The following is a 20,865-nucleotide window of genomic DNA, read 5'->3' on the forward strand; positions in this document are numbered from 1 at the left end:
GGTTATTCTCCAAATGCGGTAAGCAGGGAATTAAGTGATTCAAGATTTTTAGTTTCTCCTGCATCGCGCAGGGCCTTGTAACCGCCACCAATAATGGTTTTGGCCTGAGTTCTGGAAAAGCCAGCATCGCGCAGGCACCGCTCAACAAGGCTTGGAGCGGGTAATTCACCAGAACTTAAAGCAGATTTAACTTCGGCCACTCGGGCTTCGTCGTTGGCTGGGAAAGTGACTAATGACACCTCCCACAGCTCAATTTCTTTGAGCATGTAAGCTTCTTTGGTTTTGTCGTATTCCCAATCTTTGAGAATGTAACCAATGCTCATACCGGAAATTGATCCGGCTTTCATGTGGGCGTGGGCGCGCTTGGCCATTGGATCATCTTCAATGAGCAAACGGCCTTTAACGAATAAACCTGTGGCGTCTTCGTACATTTCAGTAAAAATGCCGATAGGTTCGTCCATGCGGTGTTGCCAAAGCATGGCGGGTAGTTGGTTTTTGGCTTTCCAAACTGCTAGCGAAGAGGCAAAAGCACCTGGTATAACGATGTCGCCGTAGCTGTCTTTTACGCCAAATACGCTGCCGTAACCCTCAAATTCGCCGCTTTCATTTACTGCTTTGATATTTAGCTGCATATCTAAGCGGTTGCGGGTTTGAATGCCGTGTTTGTATTTCATGCGGTTTTCTCCGGCAACTTGCCATCTATTAGCATGTTGCTTGGGGTTAAATAAATGTCGCCACCTTCGCGCGGGTTCATGTCTTCGTATTCGCGTACATCGTTAGGGCTAAGTGCACCAAGGTTTACCAATTTGCCGTAGAACTCAGCACGATCTTTCATAGCACCACGCAGTAGGGCGTTGGCGTTAAACTTGAAGTAGCGGGTTTTATCTGACTTAAGCAGGTCTTTATTCATGCGCTGTTCGATGCGCGTGAGGTATGGCATTAGGCTGTGCTGCACAAAGTCGAGGCTTTGGTGCTCGATGTTGCTGAATGTGGCTTTTTCTAAATCAGCAATCATGTGTGGTGGTACGCGGAACATGCCGCATATTTCTGATCGCTGGTATTTACGTGTTTCTAAAAACTGGGCATCTTCGCTGCTCATGGTGGTTTGGAACCACTCTAAGCCGCCCTCTAAGATCAGGTTCTTTAATGCGTTGTCGCCGCTGTAGTCGCTGAATTGTTCTTTCAGTCGGTTGAACTGAGGATCGGTTAACGATTTGTCAGTTTTAAAACCACCAGATGGCCGTGCTGCGTTGGCAAAAAGCTTGCTGCCATGTGTCTCGGTTGCTTTGGCTAACCCCATAGCATGGCGGCCATAGCTTATTGGGCTTAATCCGATCAGGCCATCGATGGTGAATAGCCTGATATGCATGATTTCGTTAGCCGATAGGATGCGTTGATCACCTTTTGCAAAGGTTACTCTGTACTCTACTTCCCAATCATCTTTAAGTTTTGGCTCTACGCAGTGTGGCGCTAAGGGTAAAAGCTCCAGCACTTTGCCGCTGGCAGACCGGTTAATGTAAGAATAATGGTTACCGCGCAGGCCTAAGTGCACCATGATCAGCTCTTTGTACTCCTGAGCTGTCATAAAGTCGTTTGGGCCGTTGTGCAGCAGCCAGTACAGATCGTTCTTGGTGTCTTTTTCTTTGTTGCGGTCAACCTGTTTTAAAAGGTTAAGCGGCAGCATGCCTATTGATTCAGCCAATACGCGAACACAGCCATACACTGTGGCTATTTGCATGGCGTTAGCGGGTGTAATGTTGATCCCAGCTGCAGACATACCAAAAGATGAAAACAATGCGAGTAGTTTTTCAGGCGTATCTATAATGTCGGCGCTTTTGGTGCCTAATAGTCGTTTGAAAAAACTCATTAAAGTGTCCGTATATTGGGTTCAGGTTCGGGGGCTTCGTTGGCCATTGCCCTCGATACCGCCATTATCAGTGCTACTGCACCGTCTATCTTGTTGGCTGATCCGCGCTTTTCTTTCACGGGGCGCAGCATCTTTTCATCCGGTGTTATTTGGGCAACAGTGTTGCCAATACACCAGGTCAAAATCGGGTTGCCGTCATGGTGGAACCGGCCGCCTTGAATGGCTGCTTCCAGTTCTTTCATGGGTTCGCTCATGTGGGTGTAGTTCTGCGGTATGTTTACCGGCAGTAACCCTTCGCCCTCTAAGTCGTGGGCTAGTGCGGTGGCACCGTGCGGATCCAGTGGTACTTCGCGCACTGGGGCTTCACGGTTGAATTCGAGTATTTCGTGCATTACGTCTTTGAAGTTGATTTCTGCACCGTCGGTAACAATTAGGTTGCCGGTGTTCGCCCACTTCTGGTAACGCTGTGCCAGCTTCTGATCGTCACTGCTGTACACGGTGTCGTATGGAATAAAGAACTTACTGCCAATGCAGTAGTAATGCCGCTTGCCACAGATATCGCGCCAGAACAGCGGTACCATGGCGGTTAAGTCGAGCTTGCTGGCTAAGTCGTTGGCAATAATGCATTCTTGGCCAGCAAAGTCGCTGATCTTAAGCGTTTTATCTTCGCAGGCTTTCCAGCTTTCAAGGTTAAAGAACGCTGTTTTGGCGCTTACCCATACGTTTAAATGCTTAGTTTTAAAGGTGTTGGTAAACCGCGCGTTCTTAATGGCCCGTTGCTGCTGGCTTAGCAGGTAATCTTCGTGAACCGATACGCCCATATTCGGGTTTGCTTTGCGCAATACCGTGGGATCTGTCCAGTCGTCTTCGGCATCAATGGTGTAAATAATGCCGAATAGCTCATCATCAGGCGTAATGCCTTCGAGCATTTCAATTACGCCACGCCGTTTGTCGTAGCAAGGGCCTTCAATGTTCGCGCCTGCTGTGGTGATAATCCACAAGATTGGCTGCGAACGTGCTCCCATGCCCGTTAGCATGGTGTCGTACAGGTCGCTGGTGTCGTGTTCGTGGTATTCGTCCACTATCGCGCAGCTGGGGCTTGCACCATCGCCAGGCTTACCAATGACAGGCTCTAACCTTGCACCATCAGCAGGTTTGCTTAGGGTGCTGGCATTAACTTCAATGCCGAAGTGGTTAACCAGATCGGGTGTGCGTAAGCACATTAACCGCGCTGGCCGGAATACTTCCCAAGCTTGCTTCTCGGTGGTAGCACCTGAGTAAACTTCTGCACCAAATTCGTTATCTGCAGCAAAGGTATAAACTGCAACGCCAGAGCTTAACGCAGACTTGCCGTTTTTTCTGGGCACCTCGGTATACACTTCGCGGTACCGGCGCAAACCGTTCTTTTTGCGGATCCAGCCAAAAGCATTGGCAATAATGAAGCTTTGCCATGGTTCGAGCTTTAGCCGTTCGCCACGAAATGCCCATTCGCCTTTAGTGTGCGGTAGCTTTTCAATAAAGCGGCAGCCACGTTCGGCCTTGTCTTTATCGAAACGATACTTAAATGCTTTCTTGCTGCTTTGCTCTAGGTCCACAAGGAACCGTTCGCAGGCTAACTTTACGTACTTACAGGCAGGTATTCTCCCGGCAACAATGTCACGGGCATACTTAGCCGCCCGATTGCAATGCGGGTACCGTTCAATCTTGGCCATTTAGAACTCGGAAAACTGGTTGCCTACTGGCTTTTTCGCTGCGCCCATTAGCCGGCTGCGGCTTGATGGGTCTAACCCGAGCAAAGATCCAAAAGTAACTATTTGGCGCAGGCTTTCATTGGCAACAGTAACTGCTGGGTTTTTCTGGCGGCCACCCATAGCACCCTCTACGGTTATGCCATCCCGATCAATTTCTTGCTGGGCTTTTCGCCAGTTGCTGTAACTGGTGCAAAACGCCTCGACGTTGTGTAAGTCGGTAACAGTTAACACGCCTTCACGGATTAGCTCTGTAGTAACCAGCCCCCACATTGTGGCGGCGTCAGAGCTTAGCCACTCGGGCGCGTCAACGCTTTGAATTTCAGTAAATGTTGGCTCGCGGTCGTTTAGCTTCCGCTTGCCTGGATTACCAGCGGCCACTTTTCTGGCGGTTGGTTTTGGCTTACGACCACGGCCAGCAACGACAGACTTGCCGGTCATGCTCACCTCTGGATCGCGTGGGGGTCAAACTTTTAATTTCGCGGCTGTGTAAATTTGACCAAGGGTGCGGTACAGGAAAAAAATGCTGCAGAGATTCACCCCGCCCCCTCCCCCCGTTCGGTCGCCGTCTTGCGGTCGTGACAGGGCTTGCAGAGGGTCTGCAGATTCGCATGATCGTCGGTACCGCCTTTGGATTTCGGCTTGATGTGGTCGATGTGGGTGCCTCTGGTGAACACCCCATCTTTCAAGCAGGCTTGGCACAAATGCTCGTCCCTTTCGAGAATAGTTAGTCGCAATTTCTGCCAGGCATTACCGTAACCACGCTCATGTCGGTTACCTTTTTGCTTTTGCCAGCCGCCCCAATTGGTTTCATCAGCTGGTTTGCACTGCTCGCAGTAGCCAGAACGGCAACGTGTTAGTGCTTTCTTGCACTTGCGGCAGGGCTTCATTTGTTTGGATGGCATTAGCGCTTACTTTGGCTTTCGATTAAGCGATCAAGCTTGGCGTTTATATCGCGCAAATCTTGTTTAATCTCTTGCCTTAACTCTTGAACTCGCTTTTGATCAGTGGCTTGCTGCTCTTTAAGATGCGCAATGCTTAAGCTGTTCTGCTCTACCCGCTTATCCAATGTCATCGCCCAAGAGAAAACAGAAACAGCGATAATAACTGTACTAACCAAATGGCCAACGCTAATTGTTTTGTCTAAATGCCAGCTGGCTCGTTGATTATCCATGTTATACCTTGCCACCAATTATTTTGATGATCTCAGCCTGATCCGCTTTTACCTTAGCTACTAACTCATCATCAACTAGAGTAGTTGTTTTAGCAGCTGCCTTTTCTAATGCCTCTATTGAAGCTTTAACAACCAACTCGGCAGCGTACTTTGTAGCAAAGTGGATTGCTAAACCTTTAAAAACTTTTATTAAAAATGCTGGCATTGCCGCCTCACTTAATTAATTGAACGGCTTTTACCGCCACATCAACTACACGGCGCGACCATCCCAAACCAAACGAACCCCAGTTACTGAGTCCGCTATTAAAAACAATTCGTTCTGCAGCAATATGATTAACCAGTGTTTCGGTATCAGCTCTATTTGCTGCTGCTAGTGTCACTGGTCCAATATGACCATCTGTTGACACTCTCAACGCACGCTGCAGTAAAATAGCTGCACGTCTATTTCCAGCATTAACTGCGGTATCAAAAACCATTAAAGCTACTGGGAGTGGCATAGCATCAGCTTTTATAGGCAACCAGTATTCGCGGTGATATATAGCTGCAGCTTGTTCTGTTGTTAAATACTTAATCGCAACATCAGGACGGCCATCACCGTTTATATCGGCCATGCCATCTACCAAGCCATCACGCCGATCGCTAATACCAAACTTAGTTTCCCCACCTGGATCATTAGGATGGTTTACATAACCACCTTCATGGTGCAGCACCACTTCTAATGCCTTGGCAAAGTTACTCATGGATTTTTCCCATAAAAAAACCCCGGCTGAGGACCGAGGTTTAAATGCGCTGGTAAAACTTACAGCTCGTGCAAGCTTAGAAAAATATAGCTGTTTTTGAGGGTGAAAAACACGCCAAAAATGGCGCTTTAGTAAAATAATTTGAAAAAAACACTAAAAAAGTGCTAGTAATTGCGATTTTGCATGCAGTAAAGCCACTTTTTGGAAGCCACTAACCCTTTCCTGCTTTATATATTGCCTATTAATCGCAGCACGTTGCACTTGTGCCGCCACCAATCGCCTGCTTAGGTTAACATCTTCCAGCTTAGATACGCACTCATCTACATGCTTAACCCAGTCTGGCACAAACACCTGATCTGCTTGATGGCTAAATAAATGCTTATCTGAACTGGCCCATATACCTGTACGCAACACTTGGCAGCACCGTTCTGTAACCGATGTGCTGGCATAACCTTGTAGCGATTCACGCGACGCCCAGAACTTACCCCAATCTCTTAGTATTTTATCCAGCTCTTTTACGTTCACTCTCATACTCCCTTGCTAAAGTAATGGCGTCTAACAAATCCACCTTAAACACACACTCGCAAATCATAAACACCACACCAAACTCGGGTTCGCTCTGACCTGACTCCCAGCGCTGGTAAGTTCTTCGTGGTATATCCATCATTTCAGTTACCTGATCTTGCGTAAAGCCTTTTTGCTCACGTATTAGCTTTAATATCAAACCGCCATGTGGGCCAATATCTCGCATTACTTACACCAACCCTTTCCCGCCTGCCAATTCTGGTACCGAGGATGAAACCAGCGATAGAAATAAATGCTGCTACATATACCGATCGCCCCAGCCCAGCCGCTTACCCAAAACGCCATAGCTGGATCATCTGCACCACTGACTACTCGAGTAAAAGTAAACTGCGCGCCAGTAATGCCCCAGCTAATCATAAAGCACATGGCAAAACGCTGATCGCGTACAAATTGGCTTTGAAGACCAAGCAAGAATACATTGGCAGCAGTAGCGATAAACAACCAGACCAGATCCATTACTCCACCCCAGTCGGTATAACTTTCACTACACACTTGCCGCCGGTGCATTGCGCCTGGCGAACAACCACTAACTTATCTATCTGGCTATCATCGATATAAACGCCAGCTTTACCCAGCGCATCGAGTAACGACTTTAAGCTGTTATCAATATCACGCTTGCGTTTGTCTGCTGGGTGCAACATCACTTCAACAGACAAACGGCCAGAATACTGTTCCATGCACTTGGCCAGCATCACAGCATGACGAACTGCAGCCTGAAACTTCCGGCCAGCTTCACTAACCAACACTTGGTTGCGATTACCAACACGAACCGATCGCCAATAACTGTTTACCGATGGCGGGTAAGGTAGCGTTAATTCAATCACGACTCTTTAACCCCTTTGGTGATGCACACCGCTGAATTAAGCAAATGCGCGCGGTGGTTATCCGTCATGGCCATAGCGTTGCGCAGGTGAATTAAAGCTTGTTGCAACTCCCAATCAAGCTGAGTTGCAGTCGGTTTGTTATCGTTGTACTGCTGCTTTTCTTCGCTCATTTCTCGTTCCTTTTTGCTTTTGGCGTGTTCCATATTGAAAAACGCCAAAATTCGCTATAAGCCGCATCACTACTGGCGGATAGTGTTTTCTATGCCGCTTGCGTGGCCTGTATATGGCCTGTTTCTAACTGCTCAAAAAGCCACTTGTGATACTGCTCTAACGCCTCACGTTTAACCTTTAACGAATCTGCACCACCGATATAAACCAAGTCCAAACCCTTAGGCTTATGGTTAAGTAATCGCTCTGCTACCCAGTAATCAATGCCAATTTCTGCCCATGTAGAACGGGCGGCTTTGCGTAAATCGTGGGCACTGAATTGGCGCTTAGCAGCCGCTCTGACCTGCTTGTCTGCCTCGCTGGACGTAATAGCATCAGCACCACCAAATAAATACGGGCCTTTGCTAGTCTGTTTAAAATCGCAAAGTAGCTGGTAAGCCAAATCGGTAATTGGCAAAACATGCGGGGCCTCCGTTTTCGTCAGTTTTTCAGGGATCACAATTTGGCGGGTTTCAAAGTCGATATAGCTCCAACGCATCTGGCGGGTTTCACCAATACGGGTAGCAAATAGCAGCATAAACAGCAGCAGGTGCTTAACCTGATCTGGCAGGCCCATAATCATGCTGGCAACACGGCCAATGTCCTGCACCCTTAATTTGCCAGCTTTAGGCAGGATCCGCTTTTGAATATGGTCGCTGAATTTCATGCCAGCCATGGGGTTTACTGTAATTAAACCCAGCTCTGCAGCACTGGCAAACACCCGCTTTAACACAGCAAAGTATTGCCGAATGGTAGAGGTTTTAAGGCTGGCGTTTTGCAGTGGCAGTATCAGCTTTTCATCGATAGTAATTTTTTTTACTTCGCAAAGTAAGATTTTTTCCATACGTGGCAATAGGTGCTGATTAATTGCACTCACCACGCCTTTACGGCGGCTTTTGCTTTTTACTGTCTCTTGCTCAATGCGCTGCAGGTACCAGTTAAGCAGCTGGCCCACAGTGCTAAATTCAGTGCTTTGCAGCTGCTCGCCCTGCCCTAACCGCTTCAATAAATCCGGTACCATAGAATGTGCATCTTTAGTTTTCAGCGCTGGCCAATAACCAATGCGGTGACGCTTGCGCTGGCCGTTCTGGTAACTCACTAAACACCAGGTGCCTTTAGTGCGGCATTTGTGGTAACGCAATTGCAAGCGGCTGCGCAGATCCGACAACTCCCCCACTGCCAAATCAGTAGCATGGTTTTTAATAGCAGTATCGTTAATAGCAACGGCCAGCGAACGCATTAAATACCTATATCCCTATTCAAATCATTAAGCTCAGCAAAGCTAATAGCGCGTCGAATTACACATTCCGCGTAAAACAATTCATCTAACAATTGATCTGCTACCGTAAACGGGGCTTTGTCACCATCTGCAGGAACAGGTTGTAACGCTGCCCTGGCCGCGTCTACTTCGGTTAGCGCAGCTCTCATTTTTGCTATGTATAAGTCTTTATTTGCCACTGGCTTTCCTAAACTTGTGTTGGTTACGGTTTAACGCTTCGCGGTGCTGTTTTTGCTGCTCGGGTGTCATATCCCTAAGCCGTTGCTCGATATAGGCGCGGGTTATTTCGTTAGCGCGCAGCCTATGCAGCCAATAGCAGGCCAGCGTATCGGCAGAGGCCGCGTCTATTGCATAGGTTGTAATCGATCATGCCACCGCCGGCTTATTGGTGCGGTAGCTTGGCCAGTAGCATTCCACCAGGCAAAAGCTAGCAAACAACCGATCTGCTATTCGTTCGCCAATGTGGTTAGCCAATTGATCCAAATGCATATTGGTTAACACGATAGTGCTTTTTCCCTTGGTTACACGCTGATCAATCACCGCGTTAACAATTTTGCTGTCATAGTCTTGCGTGCTGCCTAGCTCTATTTCGTCCAGCACCAGTAAATCGACATTGGCAAAGCTGCTGATTACCCGATCTTCGGTTACTGGGCTGTCATGCCGGCGCGATGCCCGGGCTTTCATTTGTATTTCAAAGGCCGTGGCCACTACTGCGCTTTTACCGCTAGCATTTAGCGCATTACAAATTGCGCTTGCCATGTGGTTTTTACCGGTACCGGTGCTGCCACAAAAAACCATGTTTTTAACGGCGCCATACTGGCCAAAATTGCGCAGGTAATCGCGGCAAGTAGCAATAGCCACCTTTTGCTCTGGTCGATATACCTGGTAACTTTCTAGCGTGGCTGCCAAATAAATATCTTGCACACCGCTACGCTCTAGAAGCTTTTTAACTTCGCGTTGTTGGCGTTCGGCCTGCAGCTGGGCTTGCTGGCGTTCATAATCTGCTTTTGCTTCGCGCTGCTGAAACGCTAAAAACTCGTCTGGCGTAAAGGCGCTGTGCTTGGCATGGGCTTTAACCTTGGCCATTAAGCCGCGTGGTACTGAGATCATCATGGGTTTGTTCATAAGTTCACCGCCAATTCACGGGCTTTTTTGCCCCAATCCTGACCCGTCATTGGTTTGCCATCGGCACCAATGGTTATGCCTTTTTGGCCGTTGCCATAGCCTGCTTTGCGCTCGTTGTACAAGCTGGCAAGCCTTGCCCAATGCTTGCGCAGTGCCGCTGGGCTGTGCATGTTGGTTTTCCAGAAATTGTCGGTATGAGCCAGTGCAAACAACGAAACCATGTGCTTAGGATCGCGCTTGTCTTGGGTTCGCATTAGGCGTATGTCGTTAGCCCAAAGCGCCATGTTCGGTGGCCTGTGGTGTTCGCCAAGGGTGTTTTTTAAGATGGCTTCAAACTGATTGGCAATGGCAAGGTCTTCTGCTGTGCCCCAGTGCTTGCCTTTTTGAATTGCCGAATCAGGTTTGATCGGTGCGTCGTCTGCCGTAGGCGGCGACATAATAATTTGTCTTTGGTTAGTTGTCTTTGGTAGGTTGTCTTTGGTGTTGGAACATTTGTTCCGTTCGCTTGAACCATTTATTCCAACTTGCTGAACCATTTGTTCCGCCTTGTTGGAACATTTGTTCCGTTGAACCATTTGTTCCGCATTACGGCTTAGGTTCTCGGCCTTACCGCTTTTAACAACCCACTCGCTTACAACCTTATTCACGGCTACCAGTTTCATAATGCCGCTTTTGGTGCATGTGATGATCTTGCGCTCGGTTAATGCCTCTAGCGCCTTACGAACAGACTTTTCACTAATGCCTGTTAACTCGGCTAAGTAGGTGTTGGTAACGCGATCCTGTTTTTTGTTGTAACCATAGGTGCTACGAATAATGGCATTTAATACCTGAAATTGTGTTCCAGAAATATCTAAGCGGCACAATTGATCTTGGATGGCGTTAGCCGTTCTAGTGTAACCATCATCAGTATCAGCTATCACTTGCCCGCCCCCATTGCGTTTAGCATTAAAATCTATTAAATTTACAGCTGTCATTGGCTTAGGTCCTTAAGTTGATGACTGAGCCCCGACCACGAATCGGGGCTTTTTTATTGGCTGAACCCTCAAATGGGCGCTGGCCATATTCGGGTTCGTATACTTTCCAGCGCTGCTTTTGCGGTCTTCCCCGCCGCCAACACAAAATTGCAACCTTGTTGCTTATCTGCGCCTAACAACAACGCATTGCTCTGATCACTGCGCTAGCATCACGGATTGGCTAGCATCCCTTACAATGATCAGAGCAATGCGCCAGTCTTTCCTGGCTGTCTGGTTATGCACTGCGGCGGAGGTTGGTGGTCCACAGTCATAACCTGCCGGTGTTTCCCACCGCCGGCTGGGGTGCCCTGCATCAAGTAACTAGCTAAACATCCAAAACCAAAAAAGCGGTAGGTAAAACAAAATGGATAAAACGGCGGTAACCAGCAAAGCGGTAAGTACGCCCATTCGTTTGTCGTTCTTGCGGCCCCATACAAAAACCAGAAACAACATCCAGCAGTACATAATGAGTGTTTGATTAAGTGTGATCATTTAAGCCTCTTTGCTTATTACTGTTGCGGTATGTCTTGGTAAATCACGCACCTGACCTTTCACTACAGCTTTAAGCGCCAGCGCTTCTGTCACCGTTGACATTAATTTTTTCTTAATTTGCTCATACTCGATCGAGTCAATAACGCCATCTTCTCTGGCATGACGAATCTCACCCAAAGCAGCGCCCATTTCTTCGCTAAGTTTCATTAGCTGATCGCTTAGCTCTTCATCGCAGCTCACTTCATCTGGCACTTTAACAAGCACATAACCGCGGCTAGCTGCCCAGCTCTCGATAATCGCATCATCATTAGCCAGCTCGGTAATGGCCACCGCTTCGCCCAAGCTCAATTTATGGAACTCTTGGTCTGGGTTTAGCTTGTTGCCAAGCACATTTGGGCTCATGCCCAGCTTGCGGGCTAAATCGCTAATATTGGCGCGCTTGCCAAGCAGGTAAGCGGCGTCTTGCGGGCACTGTGGAAGGCCTTTAGGCTTTAACGTGTTATTGCTCATCGGTTTGTTATCCTGCATTAGATAGAACTTCAGCGAGTTCAGGGCATAAATCAGAAGCTTTGAACTTGCCGCCTGTTAGTCTTTCAGCTTTCAAGGCGGTTTTTGCAGACATGCCGTGCTTGCCGTTTAACCAGCCACTTACCGTAGGCTGTTTAACGCCTAACTTTTCGGCGGCTACACTCTGATCGCCGAAGTAATCGATAAGATTTTTAAATTTAGAGGTCATGTCTCACCCTTGTATATCGGTATTCCGATAAATTTATCATAGGTAAACCTTTTTGCAAGCTTTATTGGTGAACCTATATACTAAAAAGGATATTTTATTTATGGGATTGGCAATGAGCGTAGGTATAAGAGTTCGTGAAGCCCGAAAAAAGGCTGGACTCACACAAAAAGAGCTTGCCGACAAAATAGGTGTTACTCAGCCCACGCTTTCTGAGTTAGAGCGTGGTGAATCAGCGTCTAGCACGCACCTTATAAGCATAGCGAAAGAGTGCGGCGTCGCAGCTGAGTGGTTACAAACTGGTAGTGTCAACAAAATAGAAAGTGAAGTATCAGATATAAAAGCTAGCTATACCCTTGGTGAAATAGATCCTTGGGATAGCAAAACCCCTTTATCTGATGATGAAGTAGAGTTGCCATTTTACAAGGAAGTTGAATTGAAAGCCGGAACTGGCTCTGTCGTATCAAAAGAAAGCACTGGTTTTAAACTTAGGTTTGCTAAATCAACATTAAGACGCAACAACATCCAGCCAGAAATGGCCGCCTGTGTTGTCGTGTCGGGCGATAGCATGCAGCCTGTATTGCCAGATCAAGCAACTGTTGGAATAGATACGGGCAACACCAAGATAAAAGACGGTGATATGTACGCCTTAGATCATGGTGGACTATTAAGAGTAAAAATACTTCATAGACTACCAAATGGTGGCATTAGGTTAAGAAGCTTTAACCGTGATGAATACCCAGATGAAGACTTTAATGCAGAAGATGCAAAAAACATCAGAGTGCTTGGCCGAGTGTTCTGGTATTCCGTTCTGAGATAACACTTAAGGAGGCAAGGATGCTGTTTAATTCTAAATCTAGGCTAGATAAATCAATAAATAACTTTATCGGCATAATTGAAGGCATTGCTGTTGACGGAAAAATAACAGCACCTGAAGTTTACTTTCTAAACGCCTGGTTAGATGAAAATCGACTAGTATTAGATAAACATCCATTTAACGAATTAGCGCCTGTAGTGCAAGAGGCCATAGCCGATGGCATCATTACAGATGACGAACGCGCCGATATACTTTGGCTTTGCGAAAAGCTCACTTCCAACGAATACTACTGCCAAATAACCTCTACTATGCAACGCTTACATGGCATTCTGGCCGGCATTGCAGCAGACGGTAAAATAACAGAACTAGAACTAACCGGTTTAAGAACATGGCTTGATAAACACCAAAATCTAAAAACAATATGGCCTTATGATGAGGTAGATTCACTAATAACAAATGTTATGGCCGATGGCGTAATAGATGCTGAAGAGCATAAATTACTGCTGAACTTTTTTATGGAGTTTACCAGCCTAGCAGATGATGTAACGCTAACATCACCACAAATGGACGGTGAGAACCTATTTGGTATTTGTGCCACCTGCCCAGAAATTGAATTTGATGGAAAAACTTTTTGCTTTACCGGTGAGTCGCAACGATTCAAACGAAAGCAACTAGCTCAGCAAATAGAAGATCGTGGCGGCATATTTATCGATACCGTTTCAAAAAAGGTTCAATACTTGGTTGTTGGTGCTAATGGCAATCCTAACTGGGCTTATGCTTGCTACGGCAGGAAAATAGAGCAGGCAATAGTGCTTCGCCGCAAAGGGTTCCCGCTTGTCATTGTTCACGAAAACGATTACCACGATGCAATTCAAGGTTAACTTCTTCCTATAAAAAATGACCCGCTCCGGCGGGTTTTTTATTGTCTTGAAAAAAATATCGGAAAACCTATTGATATTAAATATCGGATTGCCTATATTCTACCTATACAAACAAACGTAGGCGAAACCATGAAACCCCTAACCGACTACATCAACACCACAAAGCGCCAACAACTAGACCGCCTTTGGCTGTGTCTGGCCGCTGTAGTAACCGCCCTATTCGTTGCGGCAATGGTATGGGGGCGCTAATCATGGAACCAAACGCCATTAAAGAACTGCAGCACCTAGCAGAAAGCATCAACGCTAAAGAAATTCACATGATGATCAGCGTTGGCGGTGCTACTGCAGTTTACGAATACCTGCAGCGCTATATTGCAGGCCGTGTTGAATACCTAAAGCACCAGCAGGAGGCTGCAGCATGATCGCACATACCTTTATCCAGGCTACGCAGTTAAAGGCCGCATCAACAGTACCAATGGTTATCCAAACGCACGCCGAGGGCTGGCAGCTGGTTAACCGCTACAACACCCTTACCGCCCAGCAAAAAGCGGCACTGTGGGCACTGGCCGACACGGTAATAGCCCAGCGCGGCAACTTGCGCATGCACTACGCAGTACCACCCATGTTTTTTGAAAACGTGGGCGTAGCCCCAAAAGGCCAAGGCATAAGCGTGGCGTGCCAGTTAAAGCAGCTTAAGTTACTGGCCTGCTACGTGGGCAAATTTAGCTTAACTGTGGCGGCTATCAATTTAATCGAATCTGTTACTAACACTATTGCGGAGCACTAATTATGACTGACGTAAAAAAAGAGTTTGAACCAACTGTAAACCCAATGACTGCAACTGTGCAGGAAATGTTTGGCCAAGTTTTATCGCAGCGCATTCAATCTGGCGCTTTAGAGCAGGCTATTAGCAAATATGTAGACAAGCTAATTGATGATGCTGCCAGTGATTGTTTGCGAAGCTATGGCGAAGTTGGCAAGGCATTAAAAGAGCAGTTTTCTAAAGCAATCATGCCTAAGCTAGAAAGTATTAGCGACCTGCCAACTTACCATGAATATGTGACAAACCGCTTAAAGCTGGCTACACAGCAGTTTTACGACAATCGACTTGCCGCCGTTCTTGATGCTGAATTTAAAGAGTTGATGACTGAAATCCCGGAACAGATAACACTCTCTTGGTTGGTAGAGAAAGTTGTTAAAGAAAAACAAGATGACTGTGGCGACTACGAAGGTAGAGTGACCTTAATAATTGATATTCAAGAAAAAAGTTATGGGAGTTACGCGCATATCTACATAGATAAAGAAGAGCATACCTCAGAGCGTGATTGCGAATTTGATTTACACCTTAGTAAAGAAAAAGAAACCGGCAAGTACAGCATTTTAGGCCTGCGGATTAATGGCAAAAAAGCAGGTGAGCAGTTAAGCATGGGCCGACAGTACGGCTTTGAGAAGACTCTTTTCAATATCTACGTAATGAAAGGGCTAATTGAACTTGATCAAGGCGAAGATGCTGACGATTACGACACTAGCTGGTTTAACGATTAAATTCAGCTTTATCGTGAACGCGACAAATCTTATCGAATCAGTAACCACCTAAATTGCGGAGCACTAATTATGACTGCAGCCCTAAAAATGGCCGCCCCAGGCGAACTATGCGCACAAAGCAAAAAGCTAATGGCGTTTTGCCAAACTACGGCCAGAAGCATCAAAGCCATGCGCCAGCACATTGGCGTAACGCACGAACGCATGGACCAACTACTGCGCGATATGCTGGCACAGCGTTTAATTTGGCGCCAAAGCAACGGCATGTATAAAACCTGCACTAACAAGCTGCATTTTATCGATGAACAGCCACAAGCTGCCAATAGCTTATTAGCACTGGCCGATGATGTTGAGCAAGCACAGTATGATGCTGATCTAGGCAATCAATGGGATGCGGCATGCACTGCAGCCGATGGCGAACTAGCTGCTGCAGAGGCTAGTACGTTGGAACAAATGGCCAGTGAACAAATTGAAAGCGACGTTTTAGAACAGGCCGACATTACCGAGCTGGATTTAGAGCTGATATCAGAGCGCCCGAACTGGGAGCTAAATGCCAGCGCTATCGCTAGCGAGTTTGAACTAAAACCATTCGACTTAGCTGTAATGGCCGCAGAGTTTGAAGCCGAGCAAGAACGCCAAGACGAGCACATTGTTGACAACATTGCCGCCAAACAACGCGCTCTTAACTACTGCCAAATGCTGCTATCACCAAAAAGCACCGAGTTACGCCGCTGTTTAGATGAGCTGCTAATGGATCTGGCGGTAATTCGCCTGCAGCAAGAAAGGGCTTGATTATGAACCGCGACGCATACCAAACCCCGCCGGAAGTATTTGCTGCGCTTAATGCAGAGTTCAATTTTAAAGTTGATGTTGCAAGTAGCGCTGACAATAAGCTGTGCGAAATCTACATCGATGAAGCATTAAATGCGCTGCAATGCGATTGGCTTCCCGATCCGGATAACGGCCTAACAGAATGGCACTTTTGCTGGTGTAACCCGCCATACTCCGATATTAGCCCTTGGGTGGCTAAAGCAGCTGAACAGGCCACCAAAGGCGTTGGCACGGTAATGCTGGTAATGATGGATCAATCTGTTGGCTGGTACAAAGAAGCTATTAAAACCTGCCAAGAAGTTCGTCTGGTAATTGGTGGCCGGTTATCGTTTATCGATCCAAGCACTGGCAAACCTGCAGCTGGCAACAACAAAGGCAGCATGTTTATCATCTGGCACCCATTCGGTCGCACTAAAGTGCAGTACAGCCACATCGAGCGCGACGAACTGCTAGCCGCTGGGCGTGAATTGCTAGCCCAAGCCTTGCCAGAGCAAAACGAACTATCTGGAAATCCCGAAGAGTTGGCCGCGACAGAATGCGTCGATCAATCTGGTACCGACATTAATGACGGTACCAAATCCCTAACCATTCACACGGTTGAATACACCAGCGAAGAAATAGCTGATCAACTCACCAGCGGCAAGCTGCCATTCACCGGTGATCACCTTGCGTTAATGCTGCAACTCGATGGCATGTTTGGTAAGCACGACAGCTACACCACTAGCCAGATCCGCGCTGCTATTTTAGCGTTTGACGAGCCTGGCATGGTTACCAAAGGCGGTGAAGTGGTTGCTGCAGTGGCCCAAGTCGACGATACCAATGTCGTTGAGTTAACCGAAGAACAAAACGACCTGTTTGAGCACTTCGACGCAGCAATGACAGGAACTGAACCGGTATCAGAACAAGAAGCCGAACCTGCACCTGCACCGGCCACAGTAACCAACAAAGATGGCAAAGTTGTATCTGATAATGCCAGAGTGTTCTTTGATCAACTGCAAATACCGCAGAACATCAGAGCGATTGGCGAAGAATGCGAAGTAACAGAAATGTGGCGCAGCGGTCATTCAATTTGGGGTAAGCGAAATTTCCTGCCTGGGAAAATCGATGGCATTGGCATTAAAACCACTGGCGATTTTAAAAAGGGCTATTTATACGAGCCGACACTGGTGGTTTACCATCAAGGTAAGGAAGCTGGTGAATACACAAGCTGGCCAGAAGCCTTGGCAGCGTTAGATGCACTACTTAAAACGGAACCTGAGGCTGAACCAGAGACTGAGCAAACCCATAACTGGCCAGTTGAGGTATACACAGCCCTAGGTAATGCCCTAACCAAAAAACCAATTAAGCTTACCAAGCCGCAGCGCGAAACGGTTTGCAGAGCAATCAACCAAAAAATACTCAACGGCGGTAGCAAAGACGAAGCTACTAGCATTGCTATTGAATTATTACAGGAATATCAATCATGCGCGGCTTAATCGTTGACAACTTTGCCGGCGGTGGCGGCGCATCCACCGGTATTGAAATGGCTATCGGCCGCTCTGTTGATATCGCTATCAACCACGACAAAGACGCCATTGCCATGCACACCATTAACCACCCGGGCACCCTGCACTACTGCGAAAGCGTGTTTGATGTAGATCCGGTAAAAGCCACAGCTGGCCGGCCGGTGGATCTGGCATGGTTCTCGCCAGACTGCAAACATTTCAGCAAAGCCAAAGGCGGCAAGCCGGTTAGCCGTGAAATTCGTGGTTTAGCTTGGGTAGTAATGCGCTGGGCTATGCGTGTACGTCCTCGGGTTATCATGCTGGAAAACGTGGAAGAGTTCAAAACATGGGGGCCAGTTATTGAATGCCCAACCACTGGCACAGCGCAGCCCTGTAAAGATCGTAAAGGCGAAACCTTTAACGCCTTTGTTGCCATGCTTAGCACTGGCGTAGATGCCGACCATCCAGCACTGCAAGAATGCGCAGAAGTTCTTGGATTGGTAGATACGGCCAAACTAATTCGCGGCATGGGCTATAAAGTAGAGTGGCGCGAATTGCGGGCCTGTGACTACGGCGCTCCAACCATTCGCAAACGCCTGTTTTTGTTAGCCCGTTGTGACGGCCAGTCCATCGTATGGCCTAAGCCAACACGCAGCGCACCATATAGCGCAGCGGTAATTGCTGGCCAGCTGCAGCCATACCGCACAGCAGCAGAGTGTATCGATTGGTCTATTCCCTGCCCCAGTATCTTTGAGCGTAAACGCCCACTGGCAGAAAACACCCTGCGCCGGATCGCCAAAGGTATTCAGCGTTTCATCATAGAAAATAATGATCCTTTTATTGTACCGTCAGAAAAAGTAGCTCCGTTCATCACCGAACACGCTAACGCCAGCAACCAGCGCAATATGCCAGCAGATGAACCGCTGAGAACAGTATGCGCCGAAGTTAAAAGCGGCCATTTTGCTTTGGTATCAGCTTTTTTGGCTAAACACTTTGGCGGCAACTATAACGGACCAGGTACTAGCTTAGACGAGCCTGCTCATACGGTTACTACGGTTGATCATCACGCACTTGTAACCAGCAACCTAGTAAAACTGCGCGGCACTAATATCGGTCATGCAGTAAATGAACCTGTTCACACTATTACAGCTGGCGGCCTTCATCTTGGCGAGGTTCGGGCATTTCTACTGAAATACTACGGCAATGAAAAAGACGGTGCTCAACTGAATGAACCCATGCACACAGTAACAGGCCGCGATCGCTTTGGCTTGGTAATGGTTCACGGCGAACCCTACCAAATTGTAGATATCGGCATGCGCATGCTAGAGCCAAAAGAACTATTTGCCGCGCAAGGCTTCCCTGCTGACTACGTGATCAGCGTAGACCAAAACGGCAAGCCAATCCCAAAAGCCAAACAAGTAGCACGGTGCGGCAACGCAGTACCGCCACCATTCGCCGAAGCACTAGTACGCGCCAACCTGCCAGAGCTATGCGCAGATAAGAAAGGAGTAGCAGCATGAAAAACAAACTATCCGACTTAAACAACCACCTGTTCGCCCAGCTTGAGCGCCTAGGCAATGAAGCGCTAACAGGTGAAGAACTGGCAAAGGAAATTGAACGCTCTAATGCCATAACCTCATTAGCCAAAGAGGTTATCAGCAATGCTCGCTTAGTGCTGGATGCCCAGCGCCAATACGACAGCGGCAACATGCACAAACCGCACGAACTGCTTGAGGTGCAAAAGAAATGAGCCGTTTTACTTACACTGCAGACATGCTGGCTTTCTTACGGGCTAAATACCCAAAAATGGGCAAACCAGCGCTTACTCAGGCTTTTAACGCGCAATTTGGTACCGACAAAACCGTATCAAATATAAAAACCGTGCTCAGTAACCACAAGATACGCTGTGGCCGCAAAACAGGCGCTATCTTACGCGGACGGCTGCGTGTTGCCACCAAAGAACAAGCGGCTTTTATTGCAGAGGGTTATAAAAAGTGGTCGCTAGAACGCTTAACTGCAGAATTTAACCAGCAGTTTGGTACCGATAAAACTGTGAATCAAATACGCAGTTTTACGCGCAATCATAAACTTAAATCTGGCCGCACTGGCCAGTTTGAAAAAGGCAACCCGGCACATAACAAAGGCATTAAAGGTTGGATGCCAGGCGGCAATGCACAAAAAAGCCAATTCAAAAAAGGCCACATGCCAGCAAGTCATAAGCCTGTGGGATCTGAGCGTATTTGCTCCAAAGGTGGCTTTGTGATGGTTAAGGTTGCAGAGCCAAGAACGTGGCGCATGAAGCACGTTATCGAGTGGGAGCAACACAACCCACCACTAAAAAAAGGTGAGTGCGTTACGTTTAAAGATAACAACCCACTAAACTGGCCCATCGATAACTTAATGCTAGTTACCAGAGCGCAGTTAGCAGTAATGAATAAGTTAAAACTTGGCAAAGCACCAGCCGAGTTTAAAGAAGCAGCACGAACACTGGCTGATATCACCATGAAGCGGTGCCAAATTTTACGGGAGCAGGCAGCATGATCGACAAAACCGAAAACCCAGCAGAGATTTATCTTGTACCCGTTGGCCTTGATGAATACGTATGGTGCGACACCCCAGCACCAGGCGAAGGCATGCGCGAAGAAGATGCAACGCGGTATGTGCGTGAGGATGTTTATTTGGCTTTGCAGGCGCAGGTTGAAGAAACTCAAGGGGAGAAAGTGGCATGAGTAAGCCAACTGGAAAACTGGTTTATGGCATAGGAATAAATGACTCTGATTACAAGGTTAGTACATACAACAGGATTGATGGAAAGCTAAAAAAAACTTGGTCATGTCCATATTACGATAGATGGTTAAATATGCTTCGCAGATGCTATTCGGAAAAGTATTTGTCAACAAGGCAAAATTATCTATCGTGCTCTGTATGCAAGGAGTGGCTTGTTTTCAGTAACTTTAAAGCATGGATGGAAACTCAGGATTGGCAGGGGAAGGATCTTGATAAAGATTATCTATCAGCAAGCAAAGAGTATTCGCCAGAAAACTGCGTATTTATTAGCCCGTTAATCAATACTTTTATCATTGATAGCGGAAGCAGTCGAGGCAAAAGCCCTATTGGAGTTTCTTTTAGTAAATCACATGGAAAGTTTCACGCTAGATGCAACAACCCCTTTACTGGAAAAACAGAAAATCTTGGTTATTACAGTGATGCGAGCCTGGCAAGCGAAGCGTGGAGATCAAGAAAGCACCAGATGGCTTGCATGCTAGCCGAAACGCAATCAGATGAGCGAGTGTCTAATGTATTAAAGCAAAAATACGCCAACCAACTACGCCAAGCGGATAAGGGGGAGTGATGCGAGTGCATTTAGGTATGCCTGCTGCTGCGTTCTCATTGATAGCCAGAGAATCATCATCTGTTCCGCACGAACTATTAAGCACATGCGGATTGCAATATTACCCAGCTCCCAACCCTCGTAACGATAACGCTGCAAAACGACAACGAGCAGCAAAGAAACGCCGTAAGG

31 protein-coding genes are annotated in these 20,865 nt (G+C 47.3%); 12 read left to right on the top strand and 19 right to left on the bottom strand.

The features are described from left to right. Nucleotides 1-2: 2 nt before the first annotated feature. From ACO1PK_RS00785 to ACO1PK_RS00875, 19 genes are all read right to left on the bottom strand, one after another. Complete coding sequence (locus ACO1PK_RS00785) at nucleotides 3-674, bottom strand: HK97 family phage prohead protease (RefSeq protein ID WP_423186783.1); 672 nt, start codon at nucleotides 672-674, stop codon at nucleotides 3-5. Continuing rightward, the gene (locus tag ACO1PK_RS00790; RefSeq protein ID WP_423186784.1) at nucleotides 671-1,867 is read right to left on the bottom strand and encodes a phage portal protein; all 1,197 of its coding nucleotides are present in this window, start codon (nucleotides 1,865-1,867) and stop codon (nucleotides 671-673) included. Before ACO1PK_RS00790 ends, ACO1PK_RS00785 begins: the two co-directional genes overlap by 4 nt. Beyond that, nucleotides 1,867-3,579 carry a terminase large subunit gene (locus ACO1PK_RS00795; RefSeq protein ID WP_423186785.1) on the bottom strand — a complete coding sequence of 571 codons (1,713 nt, stop codon included), beginning with the start codon at nucleotides 3,577-3,579 and terminating at the stop codon, nucleotides 1,867-1,869. The genes ACO1PK_RS00790 and ACO1PK_RS00795 overlap by 1 nt, the downstream gene beginning before the upstream one ends. Further along, nucleotides 3,580-4,056, bottom strand: a complete 477-nt coding sequence (locus ACO1PK_RS00800) for a phage terminase small subunit P27 family (protein ID WP_423186786.1) — start codon at nucleotides 4,054-4,056, stop codon at nucleotides 3,580-3,582. Nucleotides 4,057-4,151: 95 nt separating this feature from the next. Next, complete coding sequence (locus ACO1PK_RS00805; protein WP_423188253.1) at nucleotides 4,152-4,271, bottom strand: HNH endonuclease; 120 nt, start codon at nucleotides 4,269-4,271, stop codon at nucleotides 4,152-4,154. Between the two features lie 248 nt (nucleotides 4,272-4,519). Then, entirely contained in the window at nucleotides 4,520-4,789 is a 270-nt protein-coding gene (locus ACO1PK_RS00810) for a hypothetical protein (protein ID WP_423186787.1), read from the bottom strand. A 1-nt stretch (nucleotide 4,790) separates the two neighbouring features. Then, on the bottom strand, nucleotides 4,791-4,994 hold the full coding sequence (locus ACO1PK_RS00815; protein WP_423186788.1) for a hypothetical protein: 204 nt from the start codon (nucleotides 4,992-4,994) through the stop codon (nucleotides 4,791-4,793). A gap of 7 nt (nucleotides 4,995-5,001) precedes the next feature. Beyond that, the gene (locus ACO1PK_RS00820; protein ID WP_423186789.1) at nucleotides 5,002-5,529 is read right to left on the bottom strand and encodes a glycoside hydrolase family 108 protein; all 528 of its coding nucleotides are present in this window, start codon (nucleotides 5,527-5,529) and stop codon (nucleotides 5,002-5,004) included. 153 nt (nucleotides 5,530-5,682) lie between these two features. After that, entirely contained in the window at nucleotides 5,683-6,060 is a 378-nt protein-coding gene (locus ACO1PK_RS00825; protein WP_423186790.1) for a hypothetical protein, read from the bottom strand. Then, nucleotides 6,032-6,280 carry a helix-turn-helix domain-containing protein gene (locus ACO1PK_RS00830; RefSeq protein ID WP_423186791.1) on the bottom strand — a complete coding sequence of 83 codons (249 nt, stop codon included), beginning with the start codon at nucleotides 6,278-6,280 and terminating at the stop codon, nucleotides 6,032-6,034. Before ACO1PK_RS00830 ends, ACO1PK_RS00825 begins: the two co-directional genes overlap by 29 nt. Then, complete coding sequence (locus tag ACO1PK_RS00835; RefSeq protein ID WP_423186792.1) at nucleotides 6,280-6,570, bottom strand: hypothetical protein; 291 nt, start codon at nucleotides 6,568-6,570, stop codon at nucleotides 6,280-6,282. Before ACO1PK_RS00835 ends, ACO1PK_RS00830 begins: the two co-directional genes overlap by 1 nt. After that, entirely contained in the window at nucleotides 6,570-6,938 is a 369-nt protein-coding gene (locus ACO1PK_RS00840) for a RusA family crossover junction endodeoxyribonuclease (protein WP_423186793.1), read from the bottom strand. The genes ACO1PK_RS00835 and ACO1PK_RS00840 overlap by 1 nt, the downstream gene beginning before the upstream one ends. Further along, the gene (locus ACO1PK_RS00845) at nucleotides 6,935-7,108 is read right to left on the bottom strand and encodes a hypothetical protein (protein WP_423186794.1); all 174 of its coding nucleotides are present in this window, start codon (nucleotides 7,106-7,108) and stop codon (nucleotides 6,935-6,937) included. The genes ACO1PK_RS00840 and ACO1PK_RS00845 overlap by 4 nt, the downstream gene beginning before the upstream one ends. A gap of 89 nt (nucleotides 7,109-7,197) precedes the next feature. Then, the gene (locus ACO1PK_RS00850; protein WP_423186795.1) at nucleotides 7,198-8,385 is read right to left on the bottom strand and encodes a tyrosine-type recombinase/integrase; all 1,188 of its coding nucleotides are present in this window, start codon (nucleotides 8,383-8,385) and stop codon (nucleotides 7,198-7,200) included. Continuing rightward, entirely contained in the window at nucleotides 8,385-8,603 is a 219-nt protein-coding gene (locus ACO1PK_RS00855; RefSeq protein ID WP_423186796.1) for a hypothetical protein, read from the bottom strand. Before ACO1PK_RS00855 ends, ACO1PK_RS00850 begins: the two co-directional genes overlap by 1 nt. Before the next feature lie 187 nt (nucleotides 8,604-8,790). Further along, a complete protein-coding gene (locus ACO1PK_RS00860; protein ID WP_423186797.1) occupies nucleotides 8,791-9,549 on the bottom strand; it encodes an ATP-binding protein in 759 nt (252 codons plus the stop codon). After that, nucleotides 9,546-10,523, bottom strand: a complete 978-nt coding sequence (locus ACO1PK_RS00865; protein WP_423186798.1) for a replication protein — start codon at nucleotides 10,521-10,523, stop codon at nucleotides 9,546-9,548. The genes ACO1PK_RS00860 and ACO1PK_RS00865 overlap by 4 nt, the downstream gene beginning before the upstream one ends. A 531-nt stretch (nucleotides 10,524-11,054) precedes the next feature. Next, a complete protein-coding gene (locus ACO1PK_RS00870) occupies nucleotides 11,055-11,564 on the bottom strand; it encodes a phage regulatory CII family protein (RefSeq protein ID WP_423186799.1) in 510 nt (169 codons plus the stop codon). Nucleotides 11,565-11,571: 7 nt separating this feature from the next. Beyond that, a complete protein-coding gene (locus ACO1PK_RS00875; RefSeq protein ID WP_423186800.1) occupies nucleotides 11,572-11,790 on the bottom strand; it encodes a transcriptional regulator in 219 nt (72 codons plus the stop codon). 52 nt (nucleotides 11,791-11,842) lie between these two features. Between ACO1PK_RS00875 and ACO1PK_RS00880 the strand changes: the two genes are divergently transcribed. From ACO1PK_RS00880 to ACO1PK_RS00935, 12 genes are all read left to right on the top strand, one after another. Continuing rightward, nucleotides 11,843-12,607: an XRE family transcriptional regulator gene (locus tag ACO1PK_RS00880; protein WP_423186801.1), complete on the top strand. Its 765-nt coding sequence runs from the start codon at nucleotides 11,843-11,845 to the stop codon at nucleotides 12,605-12,607. Between the two features lie 17 nt (nucleotides 12,608-12,624). Next, nucleotides 12,625-13,485, top strand: coding sequence for a BRCT domain-containing protein (locus ACO1PK_RS00885; RefSeq protein WP_423186802.1), 861 nt, complete (start codon nucleotides 12,625-12,627; stop codon nucleotides 13,483-13,485). 251 nt (nucleotides 13,486-13,736) lie between these two features. Next, nucleotides 13,737-13,907 (top strand): hypothetical protein, encoded by a 171-nt coding sequence (locus tag ACO1PK_RS00890; RefSeq protein WP_423186803.1) that lies wholly within the window; start codon nucleotides 13,737-13,739, stop codon nucleotides 13,905-13,907. Next, nucleotides 13,904-14,272, top strand: a complete 369-nt coding sequence (locus ACO1PK_RS00895; RefSeq protein ID WP_423186804.1) for a hypothetical protein — start codon at nucleotides 13,904-13,906, stop codon at nucleotides 14,270-14,272. Before ACO1PK_RS00890 ends, ACO1PK_RS00895 begins: the two co-directional genes overlap by 4 nt. Before the next feature lie 2 nt (nucleotides 14,273-14,274). Continuing rightward, a complete protein-coding gene (locus ACO1PK_RS00900; protein WP_423186805.1) occupies nucleotides 14,275-15,030 on the top strand; it encodes a hypothetical protein in 756 nt (251 codons plus the stop codon). Nucleotides 15,031-15,099: 69 nt separating this feature from the next. Continuing rightward, nucleotides 15,100-15,819: a hypothetical protein gene (locus tag ACO1PK_RS00905; RefSeq protein ID WP_423186806.1), complete on the top strand. Its 720-nt coding sequence runs from the start codon at nucleotides 15,100-15,102 to the stop codon at nucleotides 15,817-15,819. A 2-nt stretch (nucleotides 15,820-15,821) separates the two neighbouring features. After that, nucleotides 15,822-17,333, top strand: a complete 1,512-nt coding sequence (locus ACO1PK_RS00910) for a phage N-6-adenine-methyltransferase (protein ID WP_423186807.1) — start codon at nucleotides 15,822-15,824, stop codon at nucleotides 17,331-17,333. Continuing rightward, on the top strand, nucleotides 17,321-18,862 hold the full coding sequence (locus ACO1PK_RS00915; protein WP_423186808.1) for a DNA cytosine methyltransferase: 1,542 nt from the start codon (nucleotides 17,321-17,323) through the stop codon (nucleotides 18,860-18,862). The genes ACO1PK_RS00910 and ACO1PK_RS00915 overlap by 13 nt, the downstream gene beginning before the upstream one ends. Further along, nucleotides 18,859-19,092 (top strand): hypothetical protein, encoded by a 234-nt coding sequence (locus ACO1PK_RS00920; protein WP_423186809.1) that lies wholly within the window; start codon nucleotides 18,859-18,861, stop codon nucleotides 19,090-19,092. Before ACO1PK_RS00915 ends, ACO1PK_RS00920 begins: the two co-directional genes overlap by 4 nt. Next, a complete protein-coding gene (locus tag ACO1PK_RS00925) occupies nucleotides 19,089-19,883 on the top strand; it encodes an HNH endonuclease signature motif containing protein (RefSeq protein ID WP_423186810.1) in 795 nt (264 codons plus the stop codon). Before ACO1PK_RS00920 ends, ACO1PK_RS00925 begins: the two co-directional genes overlap by 4 nt. Beyond that, nucleotides 19,880-20,071: a hypothetical protein gene (locus ACO1PK_RS00930; protein ID WP_423186811.1), complete on the top strand. Its 192-nt coding sequence runs from the start codon at nucleotides 19,880-19,882 to the stop codon at nucleotides 20,069-20,071. The genes ACO1PK_RS00925 and ACO1PK_RS00930 overlap by 4 nt, the downstream gene beginning before the upstream one ends. Further along, entirely contained in the window at nucleotides 20,068-20,694 is a 627-nt protein-coding gene (locus ACO1PK_RS00935; protein ID WP_423186812.1) for a hypothetical protein, read from the top strand. Before ACO1PK_RS00930 ends, ACO1PK_RS00935 begins: the two co-directional genes overlap by 4 nt. Nucleotides 20,695-20,865: the final 171 nt, after the last annotated feature.

The sequence above is a fragment of the Alishewanella sp. d11 genome, from assembly GCF_049390205.1.
Lineage (GTDB): Bacteria > Pseudomonadota > Gammaproteobacteria > Enterobacterales > Alteromonadaceae > Alishewanella.